Genomic DNA, 23252 nt, shown 5'->3' with positions numbered 1-23252 from the left:
CAAAATAGTTATGAAATGACAATTTTGAGCAGCTTATTGCACAATTCGTTATTTATGACGCGCCCGCAGATTATTAATAATCGTGCTCAAATCCAGCTCCTGATCCTGCAGCAGCACCATCAGGTGATACAGCAAATCAGAGGCTTCGTTGGTCAGTTCGTGACGGTCGTTCACTGTGGCTGCCAGTGCGGTTTCCACGCCTTCTTCACCGACTTTCTGCGCGATACGTTTGGTGCCGCTGGCATACAGTTTCGCGGTGTAAGAACTCTCAGGATCGGCGCTCTTACGTGAAGCCAGCAGCTGCTCCAGCTGATAGAGGAACGCCCAATCTGGCGCCGCCGGTGAGAAGCAGCTTGAGGTGCCAAGGTGGCAGGTTGGCCCAATCGGGTTTGCCAGCACTAGCAGGGTGTCGTTATCACAATCCGGGGTGATGCTCGCGACCTGCAGAAAGTGACCGGAGGTTTCCCCCTTGGTCCACAAGCGGTTTTTGGTGCGAGAGAAGAAGGTGACGTTGCTTTCCGCCAGCGTCTTTTGCAGCGCTTCCTCATTCATATAACCGTGCATCAGCACTTCGCCAGAAACGTTATGCTGGACGATGACGGGCATCATGCCCGCGGTTTTGGCCCAATCCAGTTTGGCCAGTTGTTCTGCAGTTAACACGCGCGAATCTCCACACCGTTGTCGATCAGGAAGTTTTTCAACTCGCCGATATTGATAATTTGTTTGTGAAACACTGAAGCGGCCAGTGCACCATCGACGTTTGCCTGTTCAAAGGCTTCGAGGAAGTGTGGCATGGTGCCCGCGCCGCCCGAAGCGATCAGTGGCACTTTACACACGTCACGTACTTTCTTCAGTTGCACCAGATCGTAGCCGTTACGCACGCCATCCTGGTTCATCATGTTCAGTACGATTTCACCCGCGCCCAGCTTTTGCACTTCCTGCACCCAGTCGAGGGTTTCCCAGGTCGTAACGCGCGTACGGGATTCATCGCCGGTATATTGATTGACGTGATACTTGCCGGTGGCTTCATCGAACCAGGTATCAATCCCCACCACGATGCACTGCACACCAAAGCGATCCGCCAGACGCGTGATCAGCGTCGGGTCAGCCAGCGCCGGGGAGTTGATGGAGATCTTATCCGCACCGAACTGCAGAATGCGCGCGGCATCCTCCTCACTCTTGATACCGCCCGCCACGCAGAATGGAATATCAATCACTTCTGCGACACGTGACACCCAGCTTTTATCCACCACACGGCCATCGGAAGAGGCGGTGATATCATAGAACACCAGCTCGTCAGCGCCTTCCTGCGCATAGCGCTGCGCCAGTGGCACGATATCGCCAATAATTTCGTGGTTGCGGAACTGCACGCCTTTCACCACTTGTCCGTCACGGACATCGAGACAAGGAATTATCCGTTTTGCCAGCATGCAATCGCCTCCGCTACGGTGAATTTATCTTCCAGTAAAGCACGACCGACAATCACGCCCTGTGCGCCACTACCACGTAAGGCCGCGATGTCATCCAGCGAGCCGATGCCGCCGGAACTCTGGAACGCAATATCCGGGAAGGCATCAGACACTTCTTTATACAGCGCCACGTTGGAACCGCTTAAGGTGCCATCGCGGGAGATATCGGTGCACAGCACGTGCTTCAGGCCAACTGGTTGATACCAGCCAATCACTTCTTCCAGCGTTACGCCAGCCGCTTCCTGCCAGCCACTGATTGCCACTTCTTTGCGATTGTTGGCGTCAATGCGAACATCCAGCGCCAGTACAATGGCATCCGCGCCGAACTCGTTGAACCAGCTTTTCACTTCCTCTGGCTGTTTCACTGCCGTGGAACCAACCACCACGCGAGTCGCGCCGGCTGCCAGTAAAGCCGCCACATCTTCGCGATTGCGAATACCGCCACCGACCTGCACCGGTACATTCACGCCGCGCAGCAAGATAGTGAGCAGAGGGATTTGGCGTTTAGCCGGATCTTTGGCGCCAGTGAGATCCACCAGGTGCAGCACTTCCGCGCCCTGACGTTCGTAATCCTGCAGGCGTGGCAGCGGATCGCTACCGTAGTCGCGCTGCTGACCGTAGTCGCCCTGATGCAGACGCACCACTTTGCCGTCGATTAAATCTAATGCGGGGATAATCATCACATCTCCAGGAAGTTTTTCAGCAACTGCGCGCCTGCTTTGCCAGAACGCTCCGGGTGGAACTGCACGCCGAAGAAATTATCTTTCTGCAACGCAGCGGTGAACGGATGGCCGTAGTCGCACTGAGCGATGGTGGCGGCATTCACTGGCATGGCGTAGCTGTGCACAAAATAGAAGTAGCTGCCGTCCGGGATATTACGGAACAGGTGGTTGCCAGCTTGCGAAGTGATCTGGTTCCAGCCCATATGTGGCAAGGGCAAACCCTGGGTATCCATCAGCGAGACCGGTTCATCCACCAGACCCAGCGTGGTCACGCCGCCATTCTCATCGCTCCCGCGACCCAGCAACTGCATACCAAGACAAATGCCGAGTACCGGTTGGGTACAGGCTTTGATCAGATCGATCAGGTCACGCTCCTGCAACTGGTTCATGGCCGCTTGCGCGGTGCCCACGCCTGGCAACAACAGCTTGTCGGCACGCAGCACCACATCCGGATCGCGGCTCACTTCTGGCGTGTAGCCGAGGCGCTCAATCGCCCACTTCACGGAGGAAAGGTTGGCGCACCCGGTATCGAGAATCACCACGTTCATCACAGCACTCCTTTCGAACTCGGCAGGGTGTTGCCATCCACGCGAATTGCCTGGCGCAGGGTGCGGCCAAAGGCTTTAAACAGGCTTTCCACACGATGATGGTCGTTCTTGCCTTTGGTTTTCAGGTGCAGAGTGCTCATCATGGCGTAGGAGAGGGAGCTGAAGAAGTGCTCAACCATCTCGGTACTGAGATCGCCGACACGCTGATAGCTGAACTCGGCTTTAAACTCGATATGCGGACGACCAGAGATATCCAGTGCGCAGCGTGCCAGGCACTCGTCCATCGGCAGCACGAAGCCGAAACGGCCGATACCACGTTTGTCACCCAGCGCCTTGAGCAGCGCTTCACCCAGCGCCAGACCGGTATCTTCCACAGTGTGGTGATCGTCGATGTAGAGATCGCCTTTCACGTCGATGTTCATGCGGAAGCCGCCGTGTACGGCAATCTGGTCCAGCATGTGGTCAAAGAAGCCGACACCGGTATTGATCTTGCTGCCGCCTTCGCGGTCCAGCCACACTTCGACTTTGATCTGCGTTTCTTTGGTATTGCGTTGTACCAGCGCATGGCGGTCACGTTTGGTCAGGCGTGCCTGGATCGCGTCCCAGTCAATACCTTCTGCACCGTAACGCAGGCCCTGAATGCCCATGTTCTCCGCCAGCTGGATATCGGTCAGGCGATCGCCAATCACGTAGCTGTTTGCGGTGTCCAGTGCGCCTTGTGCCAGCCAGGCTTCCACCATTTTGGTTTTCGGCTTGCGGCAATCGCAGTTATCTTCCGGCTTATGCGGGCAGATCAAGATGTCGCTGAAGTTCACGCCCTGCGAAGTCAGAATCTGCATCATCAGATTGTGTGGGCCATCAAAATCAGCCTGTGGGAAGCTGTCGGTGCCCAGGCCATCCTGATTGGTGATCATCACCAGCTGATAGCCGGCATTTTGCAGGGCCAGCAGCGCAGGGATGGCGTTCTTTTCAAACGCCAGCTTCTCCATGCGATCAACCTGAAAATCCGTTGGCGGCTCAGAGATGATGGTACCGTCGCGGTCGATAAAAAGGGTCTTCTGACTCATGCTTGCTCCACTGATAAGGCTTGCAGCGCGGCGATCAGGCGCTCGCACTCTTCACGGGTGCCGATGGAGATGCGCAGGCATCCCGCAAGGCCGGGGTTTTTGTTTTGGTCGCGCAGAATAATGCCTTGATCCCACAGCGTTTTAAACACTTTTGGCGAATCAGTGAAGCGCGCCAGAATGTAGTTGGTTTCGCTCGGGAACACCTGCTGCACCATGTTCAGCTGTGGCAGTTGTTCAAACAGCCATGCACGATTGGCGTTGAGTTCGGCGACATGCTTACGCATCAGCGCAATGCCTTCTTCGCTCAGCGCCTGTCCCGCGACATCAGCAACCGGGGTCGCCAGCGGGTAAGGCGCGATCACTTTCATCAACAGGTCGATCACGGGCTTGTTGGCCAGCGTAAAGCCACAGCGGAGGCCAGCCAGCGCAAAGGCTTTTGATAGCGTGCGCAGGATCACCAGATGTGGATATTCTTTCAACCAACCGGCGAGAGTCGCCTCCGGGCAAAACTCGATATAGGCTTCATCGGCGACCAGCAGTGCTTTACCGGCGGTCATCTCCAGCAGTTTACGGATATCGTCTTGATTGATCAGGTTGCCGGTCGGATTGTTCGGGCTGCACATGTAGACCACTTTCACGCCGTCTAACTGTTCGGCAATGGCGGGCAGATTGAGCTGCCAGTCATCCAATGCTGCCACGGTGCGATACTCGATGCCGATGGTTTCCGCGCTCACGCTGTACATGCCGTATGTCGGCGGGCAGAACAGAATCGCATCTTTGCCCGGCTCACAGAAGGCGCGCATTAACAGCTCAATGCCTTCATCAGCACCACGACTGACAATCACTTGCTCCGGCGATAAACCAGCAAAAGCCGCATAGCGCTCAATCACTAATTTCGGCTGGCATTCCGGGTAGCGGTTCAGCGTTTGCTGAGACAGCTCAAAGGGCACCGGCAGCGGGAATTCGTTGGCATTCAGCCACACATCACCGTTACCCCCCAAACGACGCGCAGATTGATACGGCGTCAACGCGCGCACATTGGCGCGGGCTAAATCTTCAACGCTCATGCTTGCTCCTTCAGCGCGGCAACACGCAGGGTAACGGCGTTTTTATGGGCTTCCAGCTGTTCAGCGGCGGCTAAGGTTTCAATGGTGGCAGCCAGATTTAGGAAGCCTTGTGGAGTCAGCTCTTGCACCGTCATACGCTTCTGGAAATCGGCTAATCCCAGACTTGAACAGGTGGCGGTATAACCGTAAGTCGGTAATACGTGATTGGTGCCTGAGGCGTAATCACCCGCTGATTCCGGAGACCAGTCACCGAGGAACACCGAACCGGCGCTGGTGATCGCATCCACCAGATCACGTGGCTGGCGCGTCTGAATAATCAGGTGCTCAGGACCGTACAGGTTGGAGATCTCCACACACTGCGCCAGATCGCGCAGCACTATCAGACGGCTACTCTCCAGCGCCTGACGTGCGGTGGCCGCGCGTGGCAGCTGAGCCAGCTGTTCTTCCACCGCCTGGGCCACGCCTTCTGCCATTTTCAGCGAAGGGGTCAGTAAGATAACCTGTGAATCCGGGCCGTGTTCCGCTTGTGATAGCAGATCAGAAGCGACAAAAGCGGGCGTGGCACCTTCATCGGCAATCACCAGCACTTCAGAAGGACCTGCCGGCATATCAATGGCAGCACCATCTAAACGCTGGCTCACCTGGCGTTTCGCTTCGGTGACGTAGGCGTTGCCAGGGCCAAAGATCTTGTCCACTTTTGGTACGGTTTCGGTGCCGAAGGCCAGCGCAGCAATCGCTTGCGCACCGCCTACCTGAAACACCTCTTTTACGCCGCACAGTTGCGCCGCATAAAGAATTTCATCGGCAATCGGCGGGGGCGAACAGAGCACCACACGACCACAACCGGCGATACGTGCTGGGGTTGCCAGCATTAATACCGTGGAGAACAGCGGGGCAGATCCGCCTGGAATATACAGCCCCACAGATTGCACAGGACGGGTAATCTGCTGGCAGCGCACGCCCGGCTGGGTCTCAATATCCACCGCGGGCAGAATCTGCGCGTTATGGAAAGTTTCGATATTACCGACAGCCACTGCCATCGCCTGCTTCAACTTGTCGCTCAAACGGTCGCTGGCGGCTTGCATCTCTGCTGGCGTGACGCGCAGGTTTTCCACCTGCGCTTTGTCGAAGCGCGCGCTGAATTCACGCAGGGCGTCATCGCCTTCTTCCTTTACTTTCGTCAGCACATCGCGCACCACTTCGCTGATGCTCGCCGAGGCAGAAATCGCCGGGCGCATCAGCAGCGCTTGCTGCTGTTGTTCATCACACTGTTGCCAGTCAATCGGGGTCATGATTGTGCTCATGCTGTTACTCCAACATTTTTTCGATTGGCAGTACGAGGATCGAGCTGGCACCCAGCGCTTTCAGTTTTTCCATGGTTTCCCAGAACAGGGTTTCACTGCTCACCATGTGCATCGCCACGCGGCTCACTTCGCCTGCCAGTGGCAATACGGTTGGGCGCTCGGCACCTGGCAGCAGGGCGATCACTTCTTCCAGGCGCTCGCTTGGCGCGTGCAGCATGATGTATTTGGATTCACGCGCTTTGATCACGCCCTGAATACGCGTCATCATTTTGTCGATCAGTTCTTGCTTGGCTGCTGGCAGCTCGCCATCGCGTTGAATCAGTACCGCTTTAGAGCGGTAGATGACTTCCACTTCACGCAGGCCGTTGGCTTCAAGGGTGGCACCGGTCGATACCAGGTCGCAAATGGCATCGGCCAAACCCGCACGTGGCGCGACTTCCACCGAACCGTTCAGCAGGCAAGACTTAAAGGAGACGCCTTGCTTATCGAGATATTTCTTCAGCAGGTGCGGATAAGAGGTGGCAATACGTGAGTTCTGCAGGCACTGCGGGCCGGTGTATTCCGCATCCACTGGCATCGCCAGCGACAGGCGGCAACCGCCGAAATCGAGACGACGCAGGGTGAAGTAGCGCGGGTCTTCGCCTTGTGCGCGGCGGTCCAGCAGCTCTTCTTCCAGCACGTTTTCACCGACGATGCCGAGATCCACCACGCCATCCATCACCAGGCCAGGGATATCGTCATCACGTACACGCAGGATATCGATAGGCATGTTCTCCGCAAACGCAATCAGACGCTGCTGCTGAAGGTTGATTTTGATACCGCAGCGGGCAAGCAGTTCGCGTGATTCATCACTTAAACGGCCAGATTTCTGCATAGCTATGCGAATACGGGTGTTATCTAACATGGTTCCTGTCCTCTTATTCAATCCTGTCTGAACTCAGTGGGGTTGCGTTCGCCCATAAAAAAACCCCCGGAAGATGATCTTCCGGGGGCTCTCTTTGCGTTCGCACCACTGGAAGATCCTAATCGTCTCCCAGCACACATCGCCTGAAAGACTAGTCAGGATGATGGTGATGATGGTGGTTGAACTGAACGCGTGTCATAGTAAATTCCGTTGCTGAATGAGTATTCATTTGCGTGCTGATTAACCTAACGAAGATGGCGGCGCTTGGCAACCCTTTTTTAACGTCAGTTCTCGGAACCTTCCGCAACAGTTTGCGCTGGTTTGCCATAATCGCTGGGACTAAGATGAAGTGTCTTAGCGCTGGAAAGCAGGAGTCGGTATGAAAAAAGTCGCGATTGTAGGTCTGGGATGGCTGGGTATGCCGCTGGCAATGGCGCTGACGGCGCGCGGCTGGCAGGTGACCGGCAGCAAAACCTCCCCCGATGGTGTGGATGCTGCGCGCCGCTGCGGTATTGAGGCATTTCAACTGGTGCTAACACCCGAGATTGAATGTGAAGCAGATGAGTTGGCCACGCTAATGGCGGTGGACGCGCTGGTGGTGACGTTGCCCGCCAGCCGCACGGTTCAGGGCGGTGAAGATTACATGCAAGCCGTGCAGAACGTGGTAGACACGGCATTGGCGCATAAAGTGCCGCGCATCATTTTTACCAGCTCGTCGTCGGTGTACGGCACCGGTTCGGGCGTAATGAAAGAGAGCAGTGCGTTACAGCCAGAGAGTGTGGCAGGTAAGACATTGGTCGAACTGGAAAACTGGCTGCACGATCTGCCGGGTACTAGCGTTGATATAGTGCGTTTGGCGGGACTGGTGGGGCCGAATCGCCATCCGGGTCGATTCCTCGCCGGTAAAACGGGATTGGAAAACGGCGGCCATGCGGTCAATCTGGTGCATCTCGATGATGTGGTGGATGCCATTGTGCTGCTGTTGCAAACGCCGAAAGGTGGACGCGTATATAACCTGTGTGCCTCTAAACATCCCGCACGTGATGATTTTTATCCGTTTGTTTCGAAGCAGTTGGGGCTGGTGGCTCCGACCTTTACTGCCGAGCCCGTGCGTTCGGCGGGGAAGGTGGTCGATGGCTCGAAGATCTGCAACGAGCTGGGATTTGAGTACAGCTACGATGACCCGATGAAGATGCCGCTGGAGTGAGATTGACGTGCGAGTGCAGACTTCTGCACTATTTCGCTAGCGGCGCGATTTATCGCGGGTTTTAAATAACACTCGCAATAAACTGCGCCGCTACAATACGTTAGCCTAAACCCCCAACCGATCCCTTAACGCATACCACACTGCGCCCATTGCCGTCAGTGGCACTTTAAACCGTCTCCCTCCTGGAAACGGCAAATGTGGCAATTTCGCAAACGCATCAAACCTTTCTGCCTGTCCGCGCAGCACCTCGGCAATCAGCCTTCCCGACAAGTGGGTACAGGTCACACCATGTCCGCTATCCCCCTGCATAAAGAACGCATTCTTCTCGATTTGCCCAAACTGCGGCATACGGGACAGCGTCAGCAGGAAGTTACCGCTCCAGCGGTGGCTAAATTTCACATCCTTTAGCTGCGGGAAAGTGCGTAACAACTTAGGGCGGATCAATGCTTCAATATCATCCGGCTCGCGGGCGCCATACACCACACCGCCGCCGTACAGCAGGCGGTTATCGGCGGTGAGGCGGAAGTAATCCAGCAGATAATTACAATCTTCGACGCAGTGATTGTTCGGCAATAAACCCAACGCCTGGTCGCGGCTTAATGGCTCGGTGGTGAGGATTTGCGAGCCACACGGCATGCTTTTACGGCTCAGGCGCGGTTCAAGTTGTGAGGGGAGATAAGCATTACCGGCAAAAATCACAAAGGTGGCAGTGACTTCACCTTTAGCGGTCTTAACCCGATGCGGCTCGCCATACTTCACTTCCAGTGCCGCAGATTGTTCATAGATGCGCCCACCGTGACGGCGAATCGCTTCCGCTTCACCCAGTGCCAGGTTTAACGGATGCAGATGCCCGCCGCGCTTATCCAGCAAGCCGCCGACATAGCGATCGGTCGCCACTTCGCGACGAATCGCGCGCTCATCCAGCAGCTCCAGATTATGGTTACCATAGCGCTCCCAGTTGGCTTTTTGGCTGCGCAAGTGGCCCATCTGACGCTGATTCAACGCGGCAAAAATGCCGCCAGGACGGTAATCACAGGCGATAGCATAACGGTCGATGCGATCGCGAATAATCTCCGCGCCCTCAAACATCATATTGCCCAGCATCTTCGCCACATCTTTGCCGTAGCGTTGTTCAATTACATCCACATCGCGGCTGTAAGAATTCACTACCTGGCCGCCGTTACGACCGCTGGCTCCGAAACCAATCTTTGCCGCTTCGAGTAGCACCACGTCATAACCGGCTTCGGTCAAAAACAGCGCCGAGGAGAGGCCGGTAAATCCGCCGCCAATAATACAGACATCACACTGCACCGATTCCTGCAGTTCGGGCCACGGCTCATGCGCATTCGCGGTTGCGGCGTAATAACTTCCCACATGTTGCATCACATCCTCCTTTAGCGCGTGAACTCAGAAATTCGCTGGGGTGTGCGCACTGACGATGCGACACGGCAGCTCAGACGTATTGGTAAAACTGTGCGGCAAGCCGGTATCGATCACGTAACTCTCGCCACAATAAAGGTGATAACTCTGACCATTAACCACCAGCGTGATTTCTCCTTCCAGCACCGTGCCGGTCTCTTCACCAGGATGACGCAGTTTCTCTCCGGTGCTGGAACCCGGTTCGTAGCGTTCAATCAACATCGCCAGCGCACGTTTTTCAGCGCCGTTCTCCACCAAACGCAACGACACGCCGAGGCTGCCGATCTCAACGCACTCTTCCGGACGTACGATCACGCGCGGCGTGCTGTTTACCTTTGGCTCCGAGAAAAACTCTGACAACGACAAGCCGTACACCTTCAGCAATTTCTGCAAGGTACTCAGCGCTGGGCTGACTTTGTCCTGCTCAATGGTGCTGATAGCACTGTGTGTGAGTCCTGACAACTCAGCGACGCGACGCTGAGACAATCCCATCTCCTGCCGGATTTGCGATAAACGTCGTCCGGGCGCCAGAGTGGCATCATTCATGGCTGTATTTCCTTGTGATAACAGAGAGCCGCGTGGATAAAAGCCGCAAACAGGCGTTGCGAAACCGGGTCGTCATCGGAGTGCCACTCCGGATGCCACTGCACCGCAAGTGCAAACGGATGCTGGCGCAAACTCACCGCTTCAATCAGCCCATCAGGCGCACGTGCTTCAATACGCAGCTGCGGGCCGGGTTCGCGGATGCCTTGTCCATGTAGAGAGTTCACGGCAAAGGATTGAGCGCTGCCAAGCACCTGGCTCAACAAACCTTCCGCTTCAGGCTGAACCTCATGCACCGGCGCGTATTGCTGTTCGAGCGGCAGCGCATCATCTTCACGATGCTCCTGAAACAGATGCGTCATATGCAGCTGGCGATACAGGGAACCCCCGTTGGCCACCACCAACTCCTGCAAGCCACGGCAAATACCGAAAATCGGCATCTTTTTGCCAATCGCATGAGTGATGATGCCGAAGGCGAGGCGGTCACGCGCCGGATCGGCATGCTCCTCTTTACCTTCTTCACCGTAATGCCAGGGTTCGATATTACTCGGGCTGCCGGTAAGCAAAATGCCGTCCAGCAGCGTCATACTGTTTTCTAATAGATGAGGGGCATGCATCAGTTGATGCGGCAAAGGCAAGGGAACACCACCGGCAAGCACGATGGCATCGAGATACTTATTGTGAACCGTTTGCCCGAGATGGCTGCCGATGTGGTTCTGACACATCACTACGCCAATCAAGGGTTTGTCAAAAATAATGCCCATAACGTCTCCGCGTTGCTGTTCAATATTTTCACCGTTTTTGCGCATCCGGCCTGAAAAGTGTGCAATATATTGTCAATCTAGCAACCGGTTGTTCGTTCTTTCAACAGAATTGTTACATTTGCACACTTTTTGCGTTAGCGCTATGTTAGAGGAGTGGCTGTTATTTTGAGCATTGCGCGAACCAATATTAAACGGTAAAGGGCGGGTGGGAACATGACGAACCTCGTAGAAGTAGAAGACTTCACGCGGCACAGTGAAGAGAAACGAACAAGCGCGTTCCAGCTGGAGGTTAAATCCTGGCTGGAACGCCATCCTGAAACGCAGTATGTCGATATTCTTCTTAATGATTTAAATGGGGTCTTTCGCGGTAAGCGCATTCCCATCTCTGCATTGGCAAAACTGGAAAAAGGGTGTTACTTCCCGGCCTCGGTTTTCGCCATGGATATCCTCGGAAATACCGTCGAAGAAGCCGGACTCGGACAGTCACTGGGCGAACCCGACAACCTCTGTATCCCGGTTCCCGGAACTTTAATTCCTTCTGCCGCCGATCCTGAACGCATCGCGCAATTGCTGCTGACAATGTGTAACCAAGATGGCACTCCCTTTGACGTTGAACCCCGCAATGTCCTCAATCGGCTGTGGCAGCAACTGCGCAATCGAGGGCTATTCCCGGTGGTAGCGGTAGAGCTGGAGTTCTATCTGGTCGATAAAAAGCGTGATGCGGAAGGGTACATCCAGCCACCCTGTGCGCCGGGTAGTGACGAACGTAATATCCAGAGTCAGGTTTATTCAGTCGATAATCTCGACCATTTCGCTGATGTTCTGCGGGATATCGACGATATTGCCAAACAGCAGGGCATTCCCGCTGATGGTGCGCTGGCGGAAGCCTCGCCGGGCCAGTTTGAAATCAACCTGCACCATACCCGTGATGTATTGAAAGCCTGCGACCATGCGATTTTGCTCAAACGCCTGGTGCGTCAGGTGGCCGAAAACCACGGTATGACTGCGACCTTTATGGCGAAACCTTATGAAGAGTACGCGGGTTGCGGGATGCATGTGCATATCAGCATGCTGGATGCCGCCGATCATAATGCCTTTTCACTCGACGACGGCAGCGATTCACCGCTGTTGAAACGCGCGCTGGCCGGGATGATCGATTTGATGCCGGCTTCAATGGCACTTCTGGCACCGAACGTTAATGCCTATCGCCGCTTCTTACCGGAAGCCTACGTGCCGTTACAGGCCTCCTGGGGGCACAATAACCGAACTGTTGCTTTACGTATTCCCTGCGGCGATGTGGATAACCATCGCGTGGAGTATCGTGTGGCCGGTGCGGATGCAAATCCTTACCTGGTCGTGTCAACAATTCTTGCCGGTATTTTGCACGGTCTGGATAATCAGCTACCCTTACCGCATGCGGTGCAGGGCAATGGACATGAGGCAGAAGGGCTGCCATTGCCGGTGCGACAGAGCGATGCGCTGTACGAATTCGAGAATAGCTATCCTCTGCAAAAACTGCTCGGCGAGCATTTCAGCGGCGTGTGGCATAGCTGCAAACAGAACGAGTTAATGCAGTTTGAACGGCTTATCACCGCCACGGAGATTGACTGGATGCTGAAGAACGCCTGACTCGCAGAAGAATTTCGCTAACGTCTTGTGCCGATGGCATAAGTTGGGGCAGAATACGCTCCCTGGAAAATACGAAACATAACCGACGCTTATCACGTCGGTTATTTTTTTGCAGATTGCAGTACACACACAAATTACCGAGGCCGGACACGCATCCGGATAGATAGATACTGACAACACGCTTGGGCGTGAGATTTGAGGAAAACAAAGATGGGGCTGTTTACAATTGCACCGGCGCAAGCTGGTTCTCGCTTTCGTGATGATTACGGCGCGGCGACAATCGCAAACACTAATATCACTTCTCACTGCAGCACTTTGCGCAGTATCCCGCAGATCACCTCTGTTGGGGGCCTGAACAATGTCGCTTAACACCGCCGCACCACAGCGTGCACACCTGAAAAAATCCCTGACCTTGATCCCGGTTGTCATGATGGGCCTGGCGTATATGCAGCCAATGACCCTGTTTGATACTTTCGGTATCGTCTCTGGATTGACCGACGGCCACGTCGCCACCGCTTATGCTTTCGCGCTGATCGCGATACTGTTTACTGCCGTGAGCTACGGCAAGCTGGTACGCCGCTTCCCATCTGCGGGCTCCGCTTACACCTATGCTCAGAAGGCTATCAGTCCGCACGTCGGCTTTATGGTGGGCTGGTCATCACTGCTGGACTATTTGTTCATGCCGATGATCAACATCCTGCTGGCGAAAAGCTACTTTGAGACGCTGGTGCCGGGCATTCCATCGTGGATTTTCGTGGTGTTGCTGGTGGCCTTTATGACCATCTCTAACCTCCGTGGTATCAAAACCGTTGCCAACTTCAACAGCGTGATTGTCGTGCTGCAGGTTGTGGTGATGGTGGTGATTACCGGTATGGTGGTTTACGGTGTGGCGCACGGTGTTGGCGCAGGAACCCTGACCAGCAGCAAGCCTTTCTGGTCTGAGAATGCCCATGTGGTGCCGATGATTACCGGTGCAACCATACTTTGCTTCTCGTTCCTCGGCTTTGATGGCATCAGTTCGCTGTCAGAAGAGACCAAAGATGCAGAACGCACTATCCCACGCGCGATTTTCCTGACCGCGCTGATTGGTGGTGTGATCTTTATCGGTGTGTCTTACTTCCTGCAGCTGTACTTCCCGGACATCTCGCGTTTCCAGAATCCGGACTCTTCACAGCCTGAAATCATGCTGTTTGTAGCTGGTAAAGCGCTGCAGATTGGCATCCTGATTTTCTCTGTGGTTACCGTACTGGCTTCCGGTATGGCGGCACACGCGGGCGTTTCCCGTCTGATGTATGTGATGGGCCGTGATGGCGTGTTCCCGCAGCGTTTCTTTGGCTTCGTGCATCCGAAATACCGCACGCCGTCGCTGAACGTACTGTTGGTGGGCGCTGTGGCATTGCTGGCAATTAACTTCGACCTGGTGACCGCCACTGCGCTGATCAACTTCGGTGCGCTGGTAGCATTCACCTTCGTTAACCTGTCAGTGATTGCGCAGTTCTGGATCCGTGAAAAGCGTAACAAGACGCTGAAAGATCACCTCAACTATCTGGTACTGCCAGTGTTGGGTGCGCTGACAGTGGGCGCTCTGTGGATCAACCTGGAAGAGACCTCAATGGTGCTCGGCTTAGTGTGGGCAGCGGTCGGTATTATTTACCTGGCGTTTGTGACGCGCACTTTCCGTAATCCAGTGCCGCAATTCAGCGAAGAAGTGTAATTTTCGTTGCGGATTATGCGCAGTTGAAGAAGATTTCGTGTCGTATGCAAAAGGTCGCCATATTGGCGACCTTTTGCTTTTAGACCAGCAAACTTAACCCGCCAGCACCAACTCCCAACCCCCCGCACTCAACGTCTCGCGTCCCGCTTTACTTAATTCGGTATCGGTTACGAGGGTATCGAAGCGCTCCAGCGGTAATGCCAGATGGGTGGCAATCTTGTTGTATTTCGAGCTGTCGCTCAGCAGTACGCGCTTACTGCTGACATCGCTGGCCGCCAGCTTGACCGGCACCTTATCTTCATCGGGTGTAAACAAGCCGCGCGGCCCCCAGCAGGATGCGGAGATAAACGCGATATCAATCGCCAGCATGCGCAGACTTCTCGCCGCTGATTCGCCGACGCTGGAGCGATTCTCGCGACAGACGGTGCCACCAGTGTGAATCAGCTTGCAGCCGCTGCTCTCCATCAATAAACGGGCAATCACGAAATCATTGGTCACCACCAACAAATCGTCACGCTCGACCAGTTCGCGAGCCAGCGCCAGCGTGGTGGTGCCTGCGTCGAGATAAATACAGCTGTTGCGCGGAATATGGCGCGCGGCAAACTGACCAATCGCCATCTTTTCACTGCTGTACATGCTGGTTTTCGCCAGATGTGATGGCTCAGCAGCCAGACGGTCCGCCGAGCGCACGCCGCCCGATACCGACAGCACGGCACCTTGCTCCTCCAGCTTTTGCACATCACGACGTATCGTCATGTGTGATACACCTAAACGCTCGGTCAGCTCGGCAATGCTCACCACGCCGCGTTCGGCAACCAGCGCTAAAATTTGTTGATGACGTTCTACCGGAATCACATCGCTCTCCCTGAATTACCAATTTTTCACATTGTAAGGCATCAATTCACAGCCTGCAGCACAATTTATCCCAGGCAAATGTTAGCAAATATCCCTCCAGAACTGGGGTTCCCGTAGGGATTCAGAGGTGTGAATCGATGTTATAAGCTGTGCGTGTAAGTTAATTTTTGTGATTTACCGCACGTTTCTCCACCAGAAACTGCGGCAGAATTAACAGCATTGAACAAAATATCACTTAAATTAACAACGGAGGTGTGCTGTGTCAGCAACCGTGAATAACATTGGCGTCATTGGTTTGGGTTCCATGGGCATGGGCGCAGCGCAGTCCTGTATTCGCGCTGGATTGAACACCTGGGGCGTTGATTTAAATCCGCAGGCGCTGGAAACCCTGCGCCAGGCGGGTGCGCGCGATGCACAGACATCCGCTGCCAGCTTCGCGCAAGAGTTGGATGCTGTACTGCTGCTGGTGGTCAACGCCGCGCAGGTGAAAGCGATTCTGTTTGGCGAAACCGGTCTGGCGGCACAACTCAAGCCGGGCACCGTGGTAATGGTCTCTTCAACCATTTCTTCACAGGATGCACAGGCGATTGAACAGCAACTGGCACAACATCAACTGCTGATGCTGGATGCGCCAGTATCGGGCGGTGCAGCTAAAGCCGCGGTCGGCGAGATGACCGTGATGGCGTCTGGCAGCGATGAAGCCTTTGCGCTACTGAAGCCAGTTCTGGATGCGGTTGCCGCCAAAGTGTATCGCGTGGGCAGCGAAATCGGTCTGGGTTCAACCGTTAAAATTATTCACCAACTGTTGGCGGGCGTACATATTGCGGTGGGTGCTGAAGCGATGGCGCTGGCTGCGCGCGCAGGCATTCCACTCGACACCATGTACGACGTGGTCACCAACGCCGCGGGTAACTCGTGGATGTTTGAGAACCGCATGCGTCATGTGGTGGACGGCGACTACTCACCGAAATCCGCCGTCGATATCTTTGTGAAAGATCTCAGCCTGGTGGCCGATACCGCGAAATCATTGCATTTCCCACTGCCGCTGGCGTCTACCGCCCTCAACATGTTTACCGAAGCGAGTAATGCTGGCTACGGTCGTGAAGATGACAGCGCAGTCATCAAGATTTTCAGCGGCATCACGCTGCCCGAGTCAAAGGAGAAGTAACCATGCGTTTAGGCGTGATTGCAGACGACTTTACCGGTGCAACGGACATTGCCAGCTTCCTGGTGCAAAACGGTCTGCCCACTATTCAGTTTAACGGTGTGCCGCAAGGTCATGACGATGTGAGCGCGCAGGCGATTGTCATCAGCCTGAAGTCACGTTCTTGCCCGGCACAGCAGGCAATCGATCAGTCTCTGGCTGCGCTGGCCTGGCTGCAACAGCAGGGTTGCGATCGTTTTTACTTCAAATATTGCTCGACCTTCGACAGCACCGAACACGGCAATATCGGCCCGGTGACCGATGCACTGCTGGCCGCACTGGGCGAGACGCAAACGGTGATCTCACCCTCGCTGCCGGTAAACGGTCGTACCGTGTATCAAGGCTATCTGTTTGTTGCCGACCAGCTGCTGTCTGAATCGGGCATGCGTCATCATCCGGTGACACCAATGACCGACAGCAATCTGGTGCGTCTGATGACGCGCCAGGCGAAAGGGCAGGCGGCGGTGATCAATGCTGCTCAGCTGGACAAAGGCGCGGAAGCGGTTCGTAAACAGCTGGGCGAGCTGAAAGCGCAGGGCATCAACTACGTGGTGCTGGATGCGCTCAACGAGCAGCATCTGCTAACCCAGGGCGAAGCGCTGAAAGAAACCGTGCTGGTGACCGGCGGTTCCGGCCTGGCAATCGGTATCGCGCGCGCCTGGGCCACTCAGCAGCAAAACAGCGATGCCGAGCAGGCCGGACGTCCACAGGGCGAACGTGCGGTGGTGATCTCGGGCTCTTGTTCGCAGATGACCAATCGTCAGGTTCAGGCCTATCGCCAGCAGGCGCCATCACATGAAGTGCTGGTGGAGCGCTGCCTCGACGATGCTGAAGGCTACGCGCAGGAACTGTGCGATTGGATTGCCGCGAATAACCAGCAGCCTCTGGCACCTTTGCTCTTTGCCACTGCCGATGCTCAGCAACTGCAGGCAATCCAGCAGCAATATGGCGCAGCACGCAGCAGCGAAGCGGTTGAGCACTTGTTTGCCGCCGTCACCCGTGAGCTGAAATCACGGGGCTGGCAGCGCTTTATCGTCGCCGGGGGCGAAACCTCTGGCGTGGTGGCACAAAGCCTGGGCGTAACGGCCTTCCACATCGGCCCGATGATCTCCCCTGGCGTGCCGTGGGTGCGTGACATCCAGCAGCCGCTGTCGCTGGCCCTGAAGTCAGGCAACTTTGGCGACGAACAATTCTTTGCCCGCGCACAAACGGAGTTTTCAGCATGACCGAACAACAAGCACGTGAAGAGATGGTGCAACTGGGCGCCTCCTTTTTCCAGCGCGGTTACGCCACCGGTTCAGCCGGCAACCTTTCACTGTTGCTGGAAGATGGCAATCTGCTGGCGACACCTACCGGCTCTTGCCTCGGCGAACTGCAGGCCGACCGCCTGTCAAAAGTGACGATGCAGGGCGAGTGGATTTCGGGTGACAAGCCTTCTAAGGAAGTGGCGTTTCACCGCGCGCTCTATCTAAACAATCCCGCCTGTAAAGCGGTGGTGCATCTGCACAGTCACTATCTGACGGCGCTTTCGTGCCTCAACGATCTCGACAGCGAAAACTGCATTCGCCCGTTCACGCCCTATGTGGTGATGCGCGTGGGCGATGTGCCGGTCGTACCTTATTACAAACCGGGTGATGACCGCCTGGCTGAAGATCTTGCGCAGCTCGCGCCACGTTACAACGCTTTCCTGCTGGCCAATCATGGCCCGGTAGTGGTGGGTAAATCGCTGCGTGAAGCCGCGAATAACACTGAAGAACTGGAAGAGACCGCGCGTCTGATGTTCACGCTCGGCGACCGATCTATTCGTTATCTGACTGATGGCGAAGTGGCGGAATTGAGGAATTACTGATGCCTAAGTTTGCAGCCAATTTATCCACGCAGTTTGGCGAAGTGCCGTTTATTGAACGCTTTGCCGCAGCGGCCAACGCCGGTTTCCGTGCCGTTGAGTTTCTGTTCCCGTATGACTATCCGGCCGAGGTGATCAAAGCCGAGCTGGAGAAACATCAGCTGGAGTTGGTGCTGTTCAACACCGCAGCCGGAAACGTGCAGGTCGGGGAGTGGGGCGTCTCCGCAATTCCTGGTCGTGAAGAAGAGGCGCGTGCCGACATCGATCGTGCGCTGGAATATGCCTTAGCACTGGGCTGCCCTCAAGTGCATGTGATGGCGGCAACGGTGCCAAACGGTGCCGATAAGGCGGCGTATGAAGAAACGTTCGTCCGTAATATGCATTACGCATCCGAGTGCTTTGCACCACACGGCATCCGCTTGTTACTGGAGGCACTCAATCCGGTGACGAAGCCGAACTACCTCTACTCCAGCCAGTATCAAACCCTGGCGATGATGGAACGTATCGATCGTCCGAACGTGTTCACGCAGTTGGATCTGTTCCATGCGCAGCTGGTGGACGGCAATCTCAGCCATCTGATTCGCGAATACGCTGGACGTTATCGCCATATCCAGATCGCCTCTGCGCCGCATCGTCACGAACCAGACGAAGGCGAAATCAACTATCCGTACCTGTTCAGCCTGCTGGATGAAGTCGGCTATGACGGCTGGGTCGGCTGCGAGTATTTCCCACGCGGTCGCACCGAAGCGGGCCTCGGCTGGTTCGCGCCCTGGAAACAATGATTAATCTGGCTACAACGACTGCGCATAGCGCAACTTTGCTGCAGTTTATTGTACGTTGCGCCAACACCATAACTTTTAATGTTCTGAATAATATAATAATTATCTCTGAGGTATTGCATGACTACCACTCTGTTACTCTCTATTGCGGTGATTAGCGTTGTATTGCTGTTGCTGTTAGTTATTAAGGCAAAAGTGCATCCTTTTGTCGCATTGATTGTCGCCAGTTTATTTGTAGCGTTAACCACTGGAATACCCGCTGAGAACATCATGAAGGTGATTCTGGGTGGGATGGGCAGTTTGCTGGGCGGAATTGCCGCACTCATCGTGCTGGGGGCTATTCTGGGTGCGGTGATTGAAGCGTCTGGCGGAGCCGATGTATTGGCTAAGCGTTTCACGGAGTTGCTTGGACCGCAACGCATGGTGGCAGCACTGACCATTGTGGCGTTTGTGTTGGGGCTGCCGGTGTTCTTTGATGTGGGCTTTATAATCGTGGTGCCTTTGATTTACGGATTCGCTAAGGTATTGCGTCTTCCACCGCTTAAGTTCGGCCTCTCAATGGCTGGCATGATGTTGATGGTGCACGTCGCTGTGCCAACGCATCCCGGTCCTGCGGCGGCGGCCAGTTTGCTGAATGCTGATATTGGCTGGTTAATGATGCTGGGCATTGGGGTTTCCATTCCGGTCGGCATCATTGGCTACGTTGTCGCAAAAATGTTGAACCGCAAAAACTATCACTTATCAGTAAATGTGCTAGAGCAGGTTCAGCTCACCACGAATAAAGATGAGCAGAAAACCGTCAAGAACCCGCCTTCAGCAGGCTTGGTTGCCGGTTTAATCGTCTTGCCTATTTTCCTCATCATGATTGGAACCTTGGTGCCACCACATCTCACTCCGGGATCGACGGCACATGGCATTCTCACATTGCTGGGCGCACCGGCAATTGCATTGCTCATCACCCTGGCGCTGGCAGTATGGCAATTAGGATTTCGTCGTGGTTGGGGCAAAGACAAGGTTGAAGCACTCTCAAATACGGCTATCGCCAATGCTGCTGGTGTGATTCTGGTTTCGGGGGCGGGCGGTGCATTTGGCAAAGTATTGGTTGAGTCGGGCGTGGGTAAGGCACTGGCAGGGTCACTGTCGGCCATCCACTTGCCGCTGATTCCTGCGGCATACATTCTGTCATTGGCGTTACGCGCCTCGCAGGGATCGGCGACAGTAGCCATCGTCACCACTTGTGGTTTGCTGACCAGTGCCGTAACCGGATTGGCTGATATGCAATTGGTTCTGGTGGCGCTTTCAGCCTGCTTTGGTGCACTAGGCCTGTCGCACGTGAATGATTCCGGCTTCTGGGTGGTAACGCGCTATTTAGGTTTGTCGGTAGCTGATGGTTTGAAAACCTGGACAGTGTTGACCACTGTGATGGGACTGTTTGGCTTCCTGTTCACGTGGGTGATTTGGGCCATGCTTTAAGGCAGTATTTCCTTCTAACCCTCTCCCACAAATGGGAGAGGGAGCCAATCCAGCGACGGTAACAGAATGGCAACCATCTTAAACATCACTCGATCAACCCTCTCTTCCTGGGGAAGAAAACGTTGATGAGGTCATCAGGCCGCAGAGAATCACACTACGACACCAACTCCTGCGCATACAAATACAGCGCTTTCAGCTGTGCCATCTTCTCCGCGTTATCCTCATGCAAACTCGCTAACGACTCCAGCTCTAACAGGAACGCCTGCACGCGATCGGCATTCAGCGCTTCACGGCGATGCTGCAACCAGCGTTGCTGCTCTTGATCATCCAGCGTGCCGGGGAAGTTACGCGCACGATAGCGGAATAGCAGCTTCGCAATACGTTTATCGTCGAAGGTCAAATCCAACGCCGGTAAATTCTGCGGCGGCGTCTGACGCACGATGTTCATCGCTGCGCGATCAGCATCGCTGAAGAAGCCGTCATACAGTTGCGCATCGACATCATCCGATGGCTTGAACGGCTCGGCTTCCGCAAACAGCGTCACCGCTTTCTCACGCACTTCAGCGTGCTGACGCAGCAGCGCCAGGTTCGCCAGACAGCGTTCACGATCGATATTCAGGCGTGAAGCATCTTCAGGACGTAAGGTATTCGCTGGGGCTAACACCGGGCATTTATTAATGTGCACCAGCTTAATCGGTACCGCCGCGCGGTCGCCCAGTTCACTCTGTTTGGTGTACAACCGCTCGCGCAGTTCATCCGCATCCAGTTCCAGCAGCGGGGACATATCGCCCGCCAGATCCACCACGATCAGCGCATTACGATTATCTGGATGCCATGCGACAGGCACTACCCAGCTGGTGTTGCCGCGCGCCGCGCCGAACATGCCGGAGACGTGCACCAGCGGCTTCATCTGCGGAATATCAATCAGGTTCATCAGTTTCTGCTTGTTGCGATGGGTAAACAGAAACTCAAACAGCTTCGGCTGCTTCTCTTTCACCAGTTTCGCCATCGCCAGCGTGGCATACACATCGGACATCGCATCGTGCGCCTGTTCGTGTGCCACGCCGTTGGCTTTGGTGAGATGCTCCAGCTTGAAGCTGGGGAAGCCGTCATCATTTTCCGGCCATTCAATACCTTCCGGGCGCAGGGCGTAACAGGCGCGCATCACATCCAGCAGATCCCAACGTGAGTTGCCGTTCTGCCAGCTCCAGCCGTAGGGATCGAAGAAATTGCGATAGAAGATATTGCGCGTCACTTCATCATCGAAGCGCACATTGTTGTAACCGATCACACAGGTTTGTGGCTCGGTAAACAGCCCATGAATGCGTTCAGCAAATGCCGTCTCTGTTACGCCGCGCGCTTTAGCCACCTGTGGCGTGATGCCGGTGATCATCACCGCTTCCGGCTGCGGCAGATAGTCATCAGCGGGCTGGCAGTAAAACACCTGCGGTTCACCTACGGCGTTGAAATCTTTATCGGTGCGCAATCCAGCAAACTGCGCTGGACGATCCAGTGAGGGACTCTTACCGAAGGTCTCGTAATCGTGGAAAAGGAAAGTAGGCTGTTCCAAATCGTTCTTCAAGGTTTTTTTCCGTTCATTTTCGTTCATTAAAACACTGAAAAGTAAGTGTTAACCTCTCATTTTCCACTCATAAACTACTGTATATGTTCACAGTTGTCCGTTGCCTTTCATTTACGTCCATGTAATATTGCGTACCACGTTTGTACCAAATCACTTTTTTGCTGCGTACCAAATATTATTATGGCCTTGAGCGATACCAAACTACGTTCCATACATGGTAAACCATATTCGGGTGTGTCAGAAGTTTCGGATGCAGACGGCTTGAGCGCGCGCATATCTCCCAAGGGGGTCATCTTATTCCAATTCAGGTACCGATGGGCAGGAAAACCACAGCGTCTTAGCCTTGGTCGCTACCCAGCAATGGCTTTAAAAGATGCCCGCATGCTCGTTGGTGAACTTCGACTGCTCTATGACGGCGGCAAAGATCCGCGTACACATTTTGAAAGCGTCACTGGTGATAGCAAGATGACCGTTGGTGAATGCCTCAAATACTGGAAAGAGCAGTATGTTGAAGTTAACCTTCGACCAAGGACGCAGGAACTTTATAAATCGACCGTGCTAAAGCACCTGACTGGCGCGTTTTCTGGCAGGGCGATCGGGGACATTACTGTTAAGCAGTGGGTGGATTTTTTCGCCAAGGAAGAGAGAGAGAACCCACGTCGAGCGCGCCAGCTTCTGTCTCAGGCAAGAACAGCTATCGGATGGTGTATCAGGCGCCAGATAATCGACAACTCTTCCATCATGCGCATCGCACCACGCGATGTCGGTGTTCGTGCGGAGACCGGCAGCCGTGTGCTCACCTATTCTGAACTTGCACAGATCTGGATAGCAATAGAGAGAAGCAGGGCGACAACTTCGAATAAATTACTGCATCAGATGCTGATGCTTTGGGGTGCCAGGGTTTCAGAGCTTCGATTGTCGGAACGTAAGGAATTTGATCTGGAGGAGGGTGTCTGGACGGTACCTAAAGAACACAGCAAGATGAACAACGTTATCCGGCGACCCATCTTTGAACAGATAAAGCCTCTGCTTGATAAGGCAATGGAAACGTATGATCAGATTCTTTTCCCCGGGGCGGACTGAATCGCCACGGATAATCTAGACACTTCCGAGCCGTTGATAATACTGGGTTTCATATTCTGTCGGTGACATCTGA

At 54.7% G+C, this 23252-nt stretch carries 22 protein-coding genes, 1 pseudogene and 1 other annotated feature; of the genes and pseudogenes, 9 read left to right on the top strand and 14 right to left on the bottom strand.

Annotated elements, in window-relative coordinates; all coding sequences use genetic code 11:
* Positions 1–48 precede the first annotated feature (48 nt).
* The 9 genes from hisIE to hisL form a co-directional block, all read right to left on the bottom strand.
* Positions 49–660, bottom strand: a complete 612-nt coding sequence (gene hisIE, locus JK231_RS23860) for a bifunctional phosphoribosyl-AMP cyclohydrolase/phosphoribosyl-ATP diphosphatase HisIE (RefSeq protein WP_211729774.1) — start codon at positions 658–660, stop codon at positions 49–51.
* The gene (gene hisF / locus JK231_RS23855) at positions 654–1430 is read right to left on the bottom strand and encodes an imidazole glycerol phosphate synthase subunit HisF (RefSeq protein ID WP_034824747.1); all 777 of its coding nucleotides are present in this window, start codon (positions 1428–1430) and stop codon (positions 654–656) included. The genes hisIE and hisF overlap by 7 nt, the downstream gene beginning before the upstream one ends.
* The gene (hisA, locus tag JK231_RS23850) at positions 1412–2149 is read right to left on the bottom strand and encodes a 1-(5-phosphoribosyl)-5-[(5-phosphoribosylamino)methylideneamino]imidazole-4-carboxamide isomerase (RefSeq protein ID WP_211729773.1); all 738 of its coding nucleotides are present in this window, start codon (positions 2147–2149) and stop codon (positions 1412–1414) included. The genes hisF and hisA overlap by 19 nt, the downstream gene beginning before the upstream one ends.
* Complete coding sequence (gene hisH / locus JK231_RS23845) at positions 2149–2739, bottom strand: imidazole glycerol phosphate synthase subunit HisH (RefSeq protein WP_034824743.1); 591 nt, start codon at positions 2737–2739, stop codon at positions 2149–2151. The genes hisA and hisH overlap by 1 nt, the downstream gene beginning before the upstream one ends.
* The gene (hisB, locus tag JK231_RS23840) at positions 2739–3806 is read right to left on the bottom strand and encodes a bifunctional histidinol-phosphatase/imidazoleglycerol-phosphate dehydratase HisB (protein ID WP_097116671.1); all 1068 of its coding nucleotides are present in this window, start codon (positions 3804–3806) and stop codon (positions 2739–2741) included. The genes hisH and hisB overlap by 1 nt, the downstream gene beginning before the upstream one ends.
* Positions 3803–4873 carry a histidinol-phosphate transaminase gene (gene hisC / locus JK231_RS23835; RefSeq protein WP_211729772.1) on the bottom strand — a complete coding sequence of 357 codons (1071 nt, stop codon included), beginning with the start codon at positions 4871–4873 and terminating at the stop codon, positions 3803–3805. The genes hisB and hisC overlap by 4 nt, the downstream gene beginning before the upstream one ends.
* Complete coding sequence (gene hisD, locus JK231_RS23830; protein ID WP_211729771.1) at positions 4870–6177, bottom strand: histidinol dehydrogenase; 1308 nt, start codon at positions 6175–6177, stop codon at positions 4870–4872. The genes hisC and hisD overlap by 4 nt, the downstream gene beginning before the upstream one ends.
* 4 nt (positions 6178–6181) lie before the next feature.
* Positions 6182–7081, bottom strand: coding sequence for an ATP phosphoribosyltransferase (gene hisG / locus JK231_RS23825; RefSeq protein WP_034824735.1), 900 nt, complete (start codon positions 7079–7081; stop codon positions 6182–6184).
* Between the two features lie 54 nt (positions 7082–7135).
* Positions 7136–7257 (bottom strand) — a sequence feature (His leader region).
* Complete coding sequence (hisL, locus tag JK231_RS23820) at positions 7233–7280, bottom strand: his operon leader peptide (RefSeq protein ID WP_100396937.1); 48 nt, start codon at positions 7278–7280, stop codon at positions 7233–7235. It overlaps the preceding feature by 25 nt.
* 180 nt (positions 7281–7460) lie before the next feature.
* Here hisL and JK231_RS23815 point away from each other — a divergent pair, with 180 nt between their 5' ends.
* Entirely contained in the window at positions 7461–8288 is an 828-nt protein-coding gene (locus JK231_RS23815; RefSeq protein ID WP_211729770.1) for an SDR family oxidoreductase, read from the top strand.
* A gap of 105 nt (positions 8289–8393) precedes the next feature.
* Here JK231_RS23815 and JK231_RS23810 read toward each other — a convergent pair whose 3' ends face one another.
* Genes JK231_RS23810 through puuD form a run of 3 tightly spaced genes read right to left on the bottom strand, consistent with a single transcriptional unit; the run spans position 8394 to position 11014 of the window.
* Complete coding sequence (locus tag JK231_RS23810) at positions 8394–9671, bottom strand: FAD-binding oxidoreductase (protein ID WP_097116677.1); 1278 nt, start codon at positions 9669–9671, stop codon at positions 8394–8396.
* Positions 9672–9695: 24 nt separating this feature from the next.
* Complete coding sequence (puuR, locus tag JK231_RS23805; protein WP_034824711.1) at positions 9696–10253, bottom strand: HTH-type transcriptional regulator PuuR; 558 nt, start codon at positions 10251–10253, stop codon at positions 9696–9698.
* The gene (gene puuD, locus JK231_RS23800; RefSeq protein WP_058962049.1) at positions 10250–11014 is read right to left on the bottom strand and encodes a gamma-glutamyl-gamma-aminobutyrate hydrolase; all 765 of its coding nucleotides are present in this window, start codon (positions 11012–11014) and stop codon (positions 10250–10252) included. The genes puuR and puuD overlap by 4 nt, the downstream gene beginning before the upstream one ends.
* Before the next feature lie 213 nt (positions 11015–11227).
* Here puuD and JK231_RS23795 point away from each other — a divergent pair, with 213 nt between their 5' ends.
* Positions 11228–12643 carry a glutamine synthetase family protein gene (locus JK231_RS23795; RefSeq protein WP_211729769.1) on the top strand — a complete coding sequence of 472 codons (1416 nt, stop codon included), beginning with the start codon at positions 11228–11230 and terminating at the stop codon, positions 12641–12643.
* A 358-nt stretch (positions 12644–13001) separates the two neighbouring features.
* The gene (locus JK231_RS23790; RefSeq protein ID WP_160832729.1) at positions 13002–14357 is read left to right on the top strand and encodes an APC family permease; all 1356 of its coding nucleotides are present in this window, start codon (positions 13002–13004) and stop codon (positions 14355–14357) included.
* A gap of 93 nt (positions 14358–14450) precedes the next feature.
* On the opposite strand, the gene ygbI is transcribed toward JK231_RS23790, so the two are convergent.
* Positions 14451–15212 (bottom strand): DNA-binding transcriptional repressor YgbI, encoded by a 762-nt coding sequence (gene ygbI, locus JK231_RS23785; protein WP_097116680.1) that lies wholly within the window; start codon positions 15210–15212, stop codon positions 14451–14453.
* Positions 15213–15471: 259 nt separating this feature from the next.
* Between ygbI and ltnD the strand changes: the two genes are divergently transcribed.
* The 5 genes from ltnD to JK231_RS23760 all read left to right on the top strand — a co-directional run bounded on the left by ltnD (position 15472) and on the right by JK231_RS23760 (position 20514).
* Positions 15472–16380, top strand: a complete 909-nt coding sequence (gene ltnD / locus JK231_RS23780; protein ID WP_097116681.1) for an L-threonate dehydrogenase — start codon at positions 15472–15474, stop codon at positions 16378–16380.
* Between the two features lie 2 nt (positions 16381–16382).
* The gene (otnK, locus tag JK231_RS23775) at positions 16383–17642 is read left to right on the top strand and encodes a 3-oxo-tetronate kinase (protein ID WP_097116682.1); all 1260 of its coding nucleotides are present in this window, start codon (positions 16383–16385) and stop codon (positions 17640–17642) included.
* Entirely contained in the window at positions 17639–18265 is a 627-nt protein-coding gene (locus tag JK231_RS23770) for an aldolase (RefSeq protein WP_034824702.1), read from the top strand. The genes otnK and JK231_RS23770 overlap by 4 nt, the downstream gene beginning before the upstream one ends.
* Positions 18265–19044, top strand: coding sequence for an HPr family phosphocarrier protein (locus JK231_RS23765; RefSeq protein WP_211729768.1), 780 nt, complete (start codon positions 18265–18267; stop codon positions 19042–19044). The genes JK231_RS23770 and JK231_RS23765 overlap by 1 nt, the downstream gene beginning before the upstream one ends.
* 117 nt (positions 19045–19161) lie before the next feature.
* Positions 19162–20514, top strand: a complete 1353-nt coding sequence (locus tag JK231_RS23760) for a GntP family transporter (protein WP_211729767.1) — start codon at positions 19162–19164, stop codon at positions 20512–20514.
* 154 nt (positions 20515–20668) lie between these two features.
* Here the strand turns inward: JK231_RS23760 and sbcB are convergent, their stop codons facing one another.
* The gene (gene sbcB, locus JK231_RS23755; RefSeq protein WP_211729766.1) at positions 20669–22096 is read right to left on the bottom strand and encodes an exodeoxyribonuclease I; all 1428 of its coding nucleotides are present in this window, start codon (positions 22094–22096) and stop codon (positions 20669–20671) included.
* A 180-nt stretch (positions 22097–22276) separates the two neighbouring features.
* On the opposite strand from sbcB, the pseudogene JK231_RS23750 reads away from it, so the two are divergent.
* Positions 22277–23176, top strand: a pseudogene (locus tag JK231_RS23750) (integrase arm-type DNA-binding domain-containing protein); the annotation flags it as partial.
* Positions 23177–23252 lie beyond the last annotated feature (76 nt).

The organism is Pantoea sp. JGM49 (genome assembly GCF_018257655.1).
Classification (GTDB): Bacteria; Pseudomonadota; Gammaproteobacteria; order Enterobacterales; family Enterobacteriaceae; genus Pantoea; species Pantoea communis.
Note: the sequence above shows the minus strand (reverse complement) of the source record. Positions and strands in the feature narration are given on the sequence as shown.

Excerpts from the sequence above, each read along its gene's own strand:
- hisF (WP_034824747.1), bottom strand. The coding sequence starts at position 1,430 with ATGCTGGCAAAACGGATAATTCCTTGTCTCGATGTCCGTGACGGACAA.
- hisA (WP_211729773.1), bottom strand. The coding sequence starts at position 2,149 with ATGATTATCCCCGCATTAGATTTAATCGACGGCAAAGTGGTGCGTCTG.
- hisH (WP_034824743.1), bottom strand. The coding sequence starts at position 2,739 with ATGAACGTGGTGATTCTCGATACCGGGTGCGCCAACCTTTCCTCCGTG.
- hisB (WP_097116671.1), bottom strand. The coding sequence starts at position 3,806 with ATGAGTCAGAAGACCCTTTTTATCGACCGCGACGGTACCATCATCTCT.
- hisC (WP_211729772.1), bottom strand. The coding sequence starts at position 4,873 with ATGAGCGTTGAAGATTTAGCCCGCGCCAATGTGCGCGCGTTGACGCCG.
- hisD (WP_211729771.1), bottom strand. The coding sequence starts at position 6,177 with ATGAGCACAATCATGACCCCGATTGACTGGCAACAGTGTGATGAACAA.
- hisG (WP_034824735.1), bottom strand. The coding sequence starts at position 7,081 with ATGTTAGATAACACCCGTATTCGCATAGCTATGCAGAAATCTGGCCGT.
- JK231_RS23815 (WP_211729770.1), top strand. The coding sequence starts at position 7,461 with ATGAAAAAAGTCGCGATTGTAGGTCTGGGATGGCTGGGTATGCCGCTG.
- JK231_RS23810 (WP_097116677.1), bottom strand. The coding sequence starts at position 9,671 with ATGCAACATGTGGGAAGTTATTACGCCGCAACCGCGAATGCGCATGAG.
- puuR (WP_034824711.1), bottom strand. The coding sequence starts at position 10,253 with ATGAATGATGCCACTCTGGCGCCCGGACGACGTTTATCGCAAATCCGG.
- puuD (WP_058962049.1), bottom strand. The coding sequence starts at position 11,014 with ATGGGCATTATTTTTGACAAACCCTTGATTGGCGTAGTGATGTGTCAG.
- JK231_RS23795 (WP_211729769.1), top strand. The coding sequence starts at position 11,228 with ATGACGAACCTCGTAGAAGTAGAAGACTTCACGCGGCACAGTGAAGAG.
- JK231_RS23790 (WP_160832729.1), top strand. The coding sequence starts at position 13,002 with ATGTCGCTTAACACCGCCGCACCACAGCGTGCACACCTGAAAAAATCC.
- otnK (WP_097116682.1), top strand. The coding sequence starts at position 16,383 with ATGCGTTTAGGCGTGATTGCAGACGACTTTACCGGTGCAACGGACATT.
- JK231_RS23770 (WP_034824702.1), top strand. The coding sequence starts at position 17,639 with ATGACCGAACAACAAGCACGTGAAGAGATGGTGCAACTGGGCGCCTCC.
- JK231_RS23765 (WP_211729768.1), top strand. The coding sequence starts at position 18,265 with ATGCCTAAGTTTGCAGCCAATTTATCCACGCAGTTTGGCGAAGTGCCG.
- JK231_RS23760 (WP_211729767.1), top strand. The coding sequence starts at position 19,162 with ATGACTACCACTCTGTTACTCTCTATTGCGGTGATTAGCGTTGTATTG.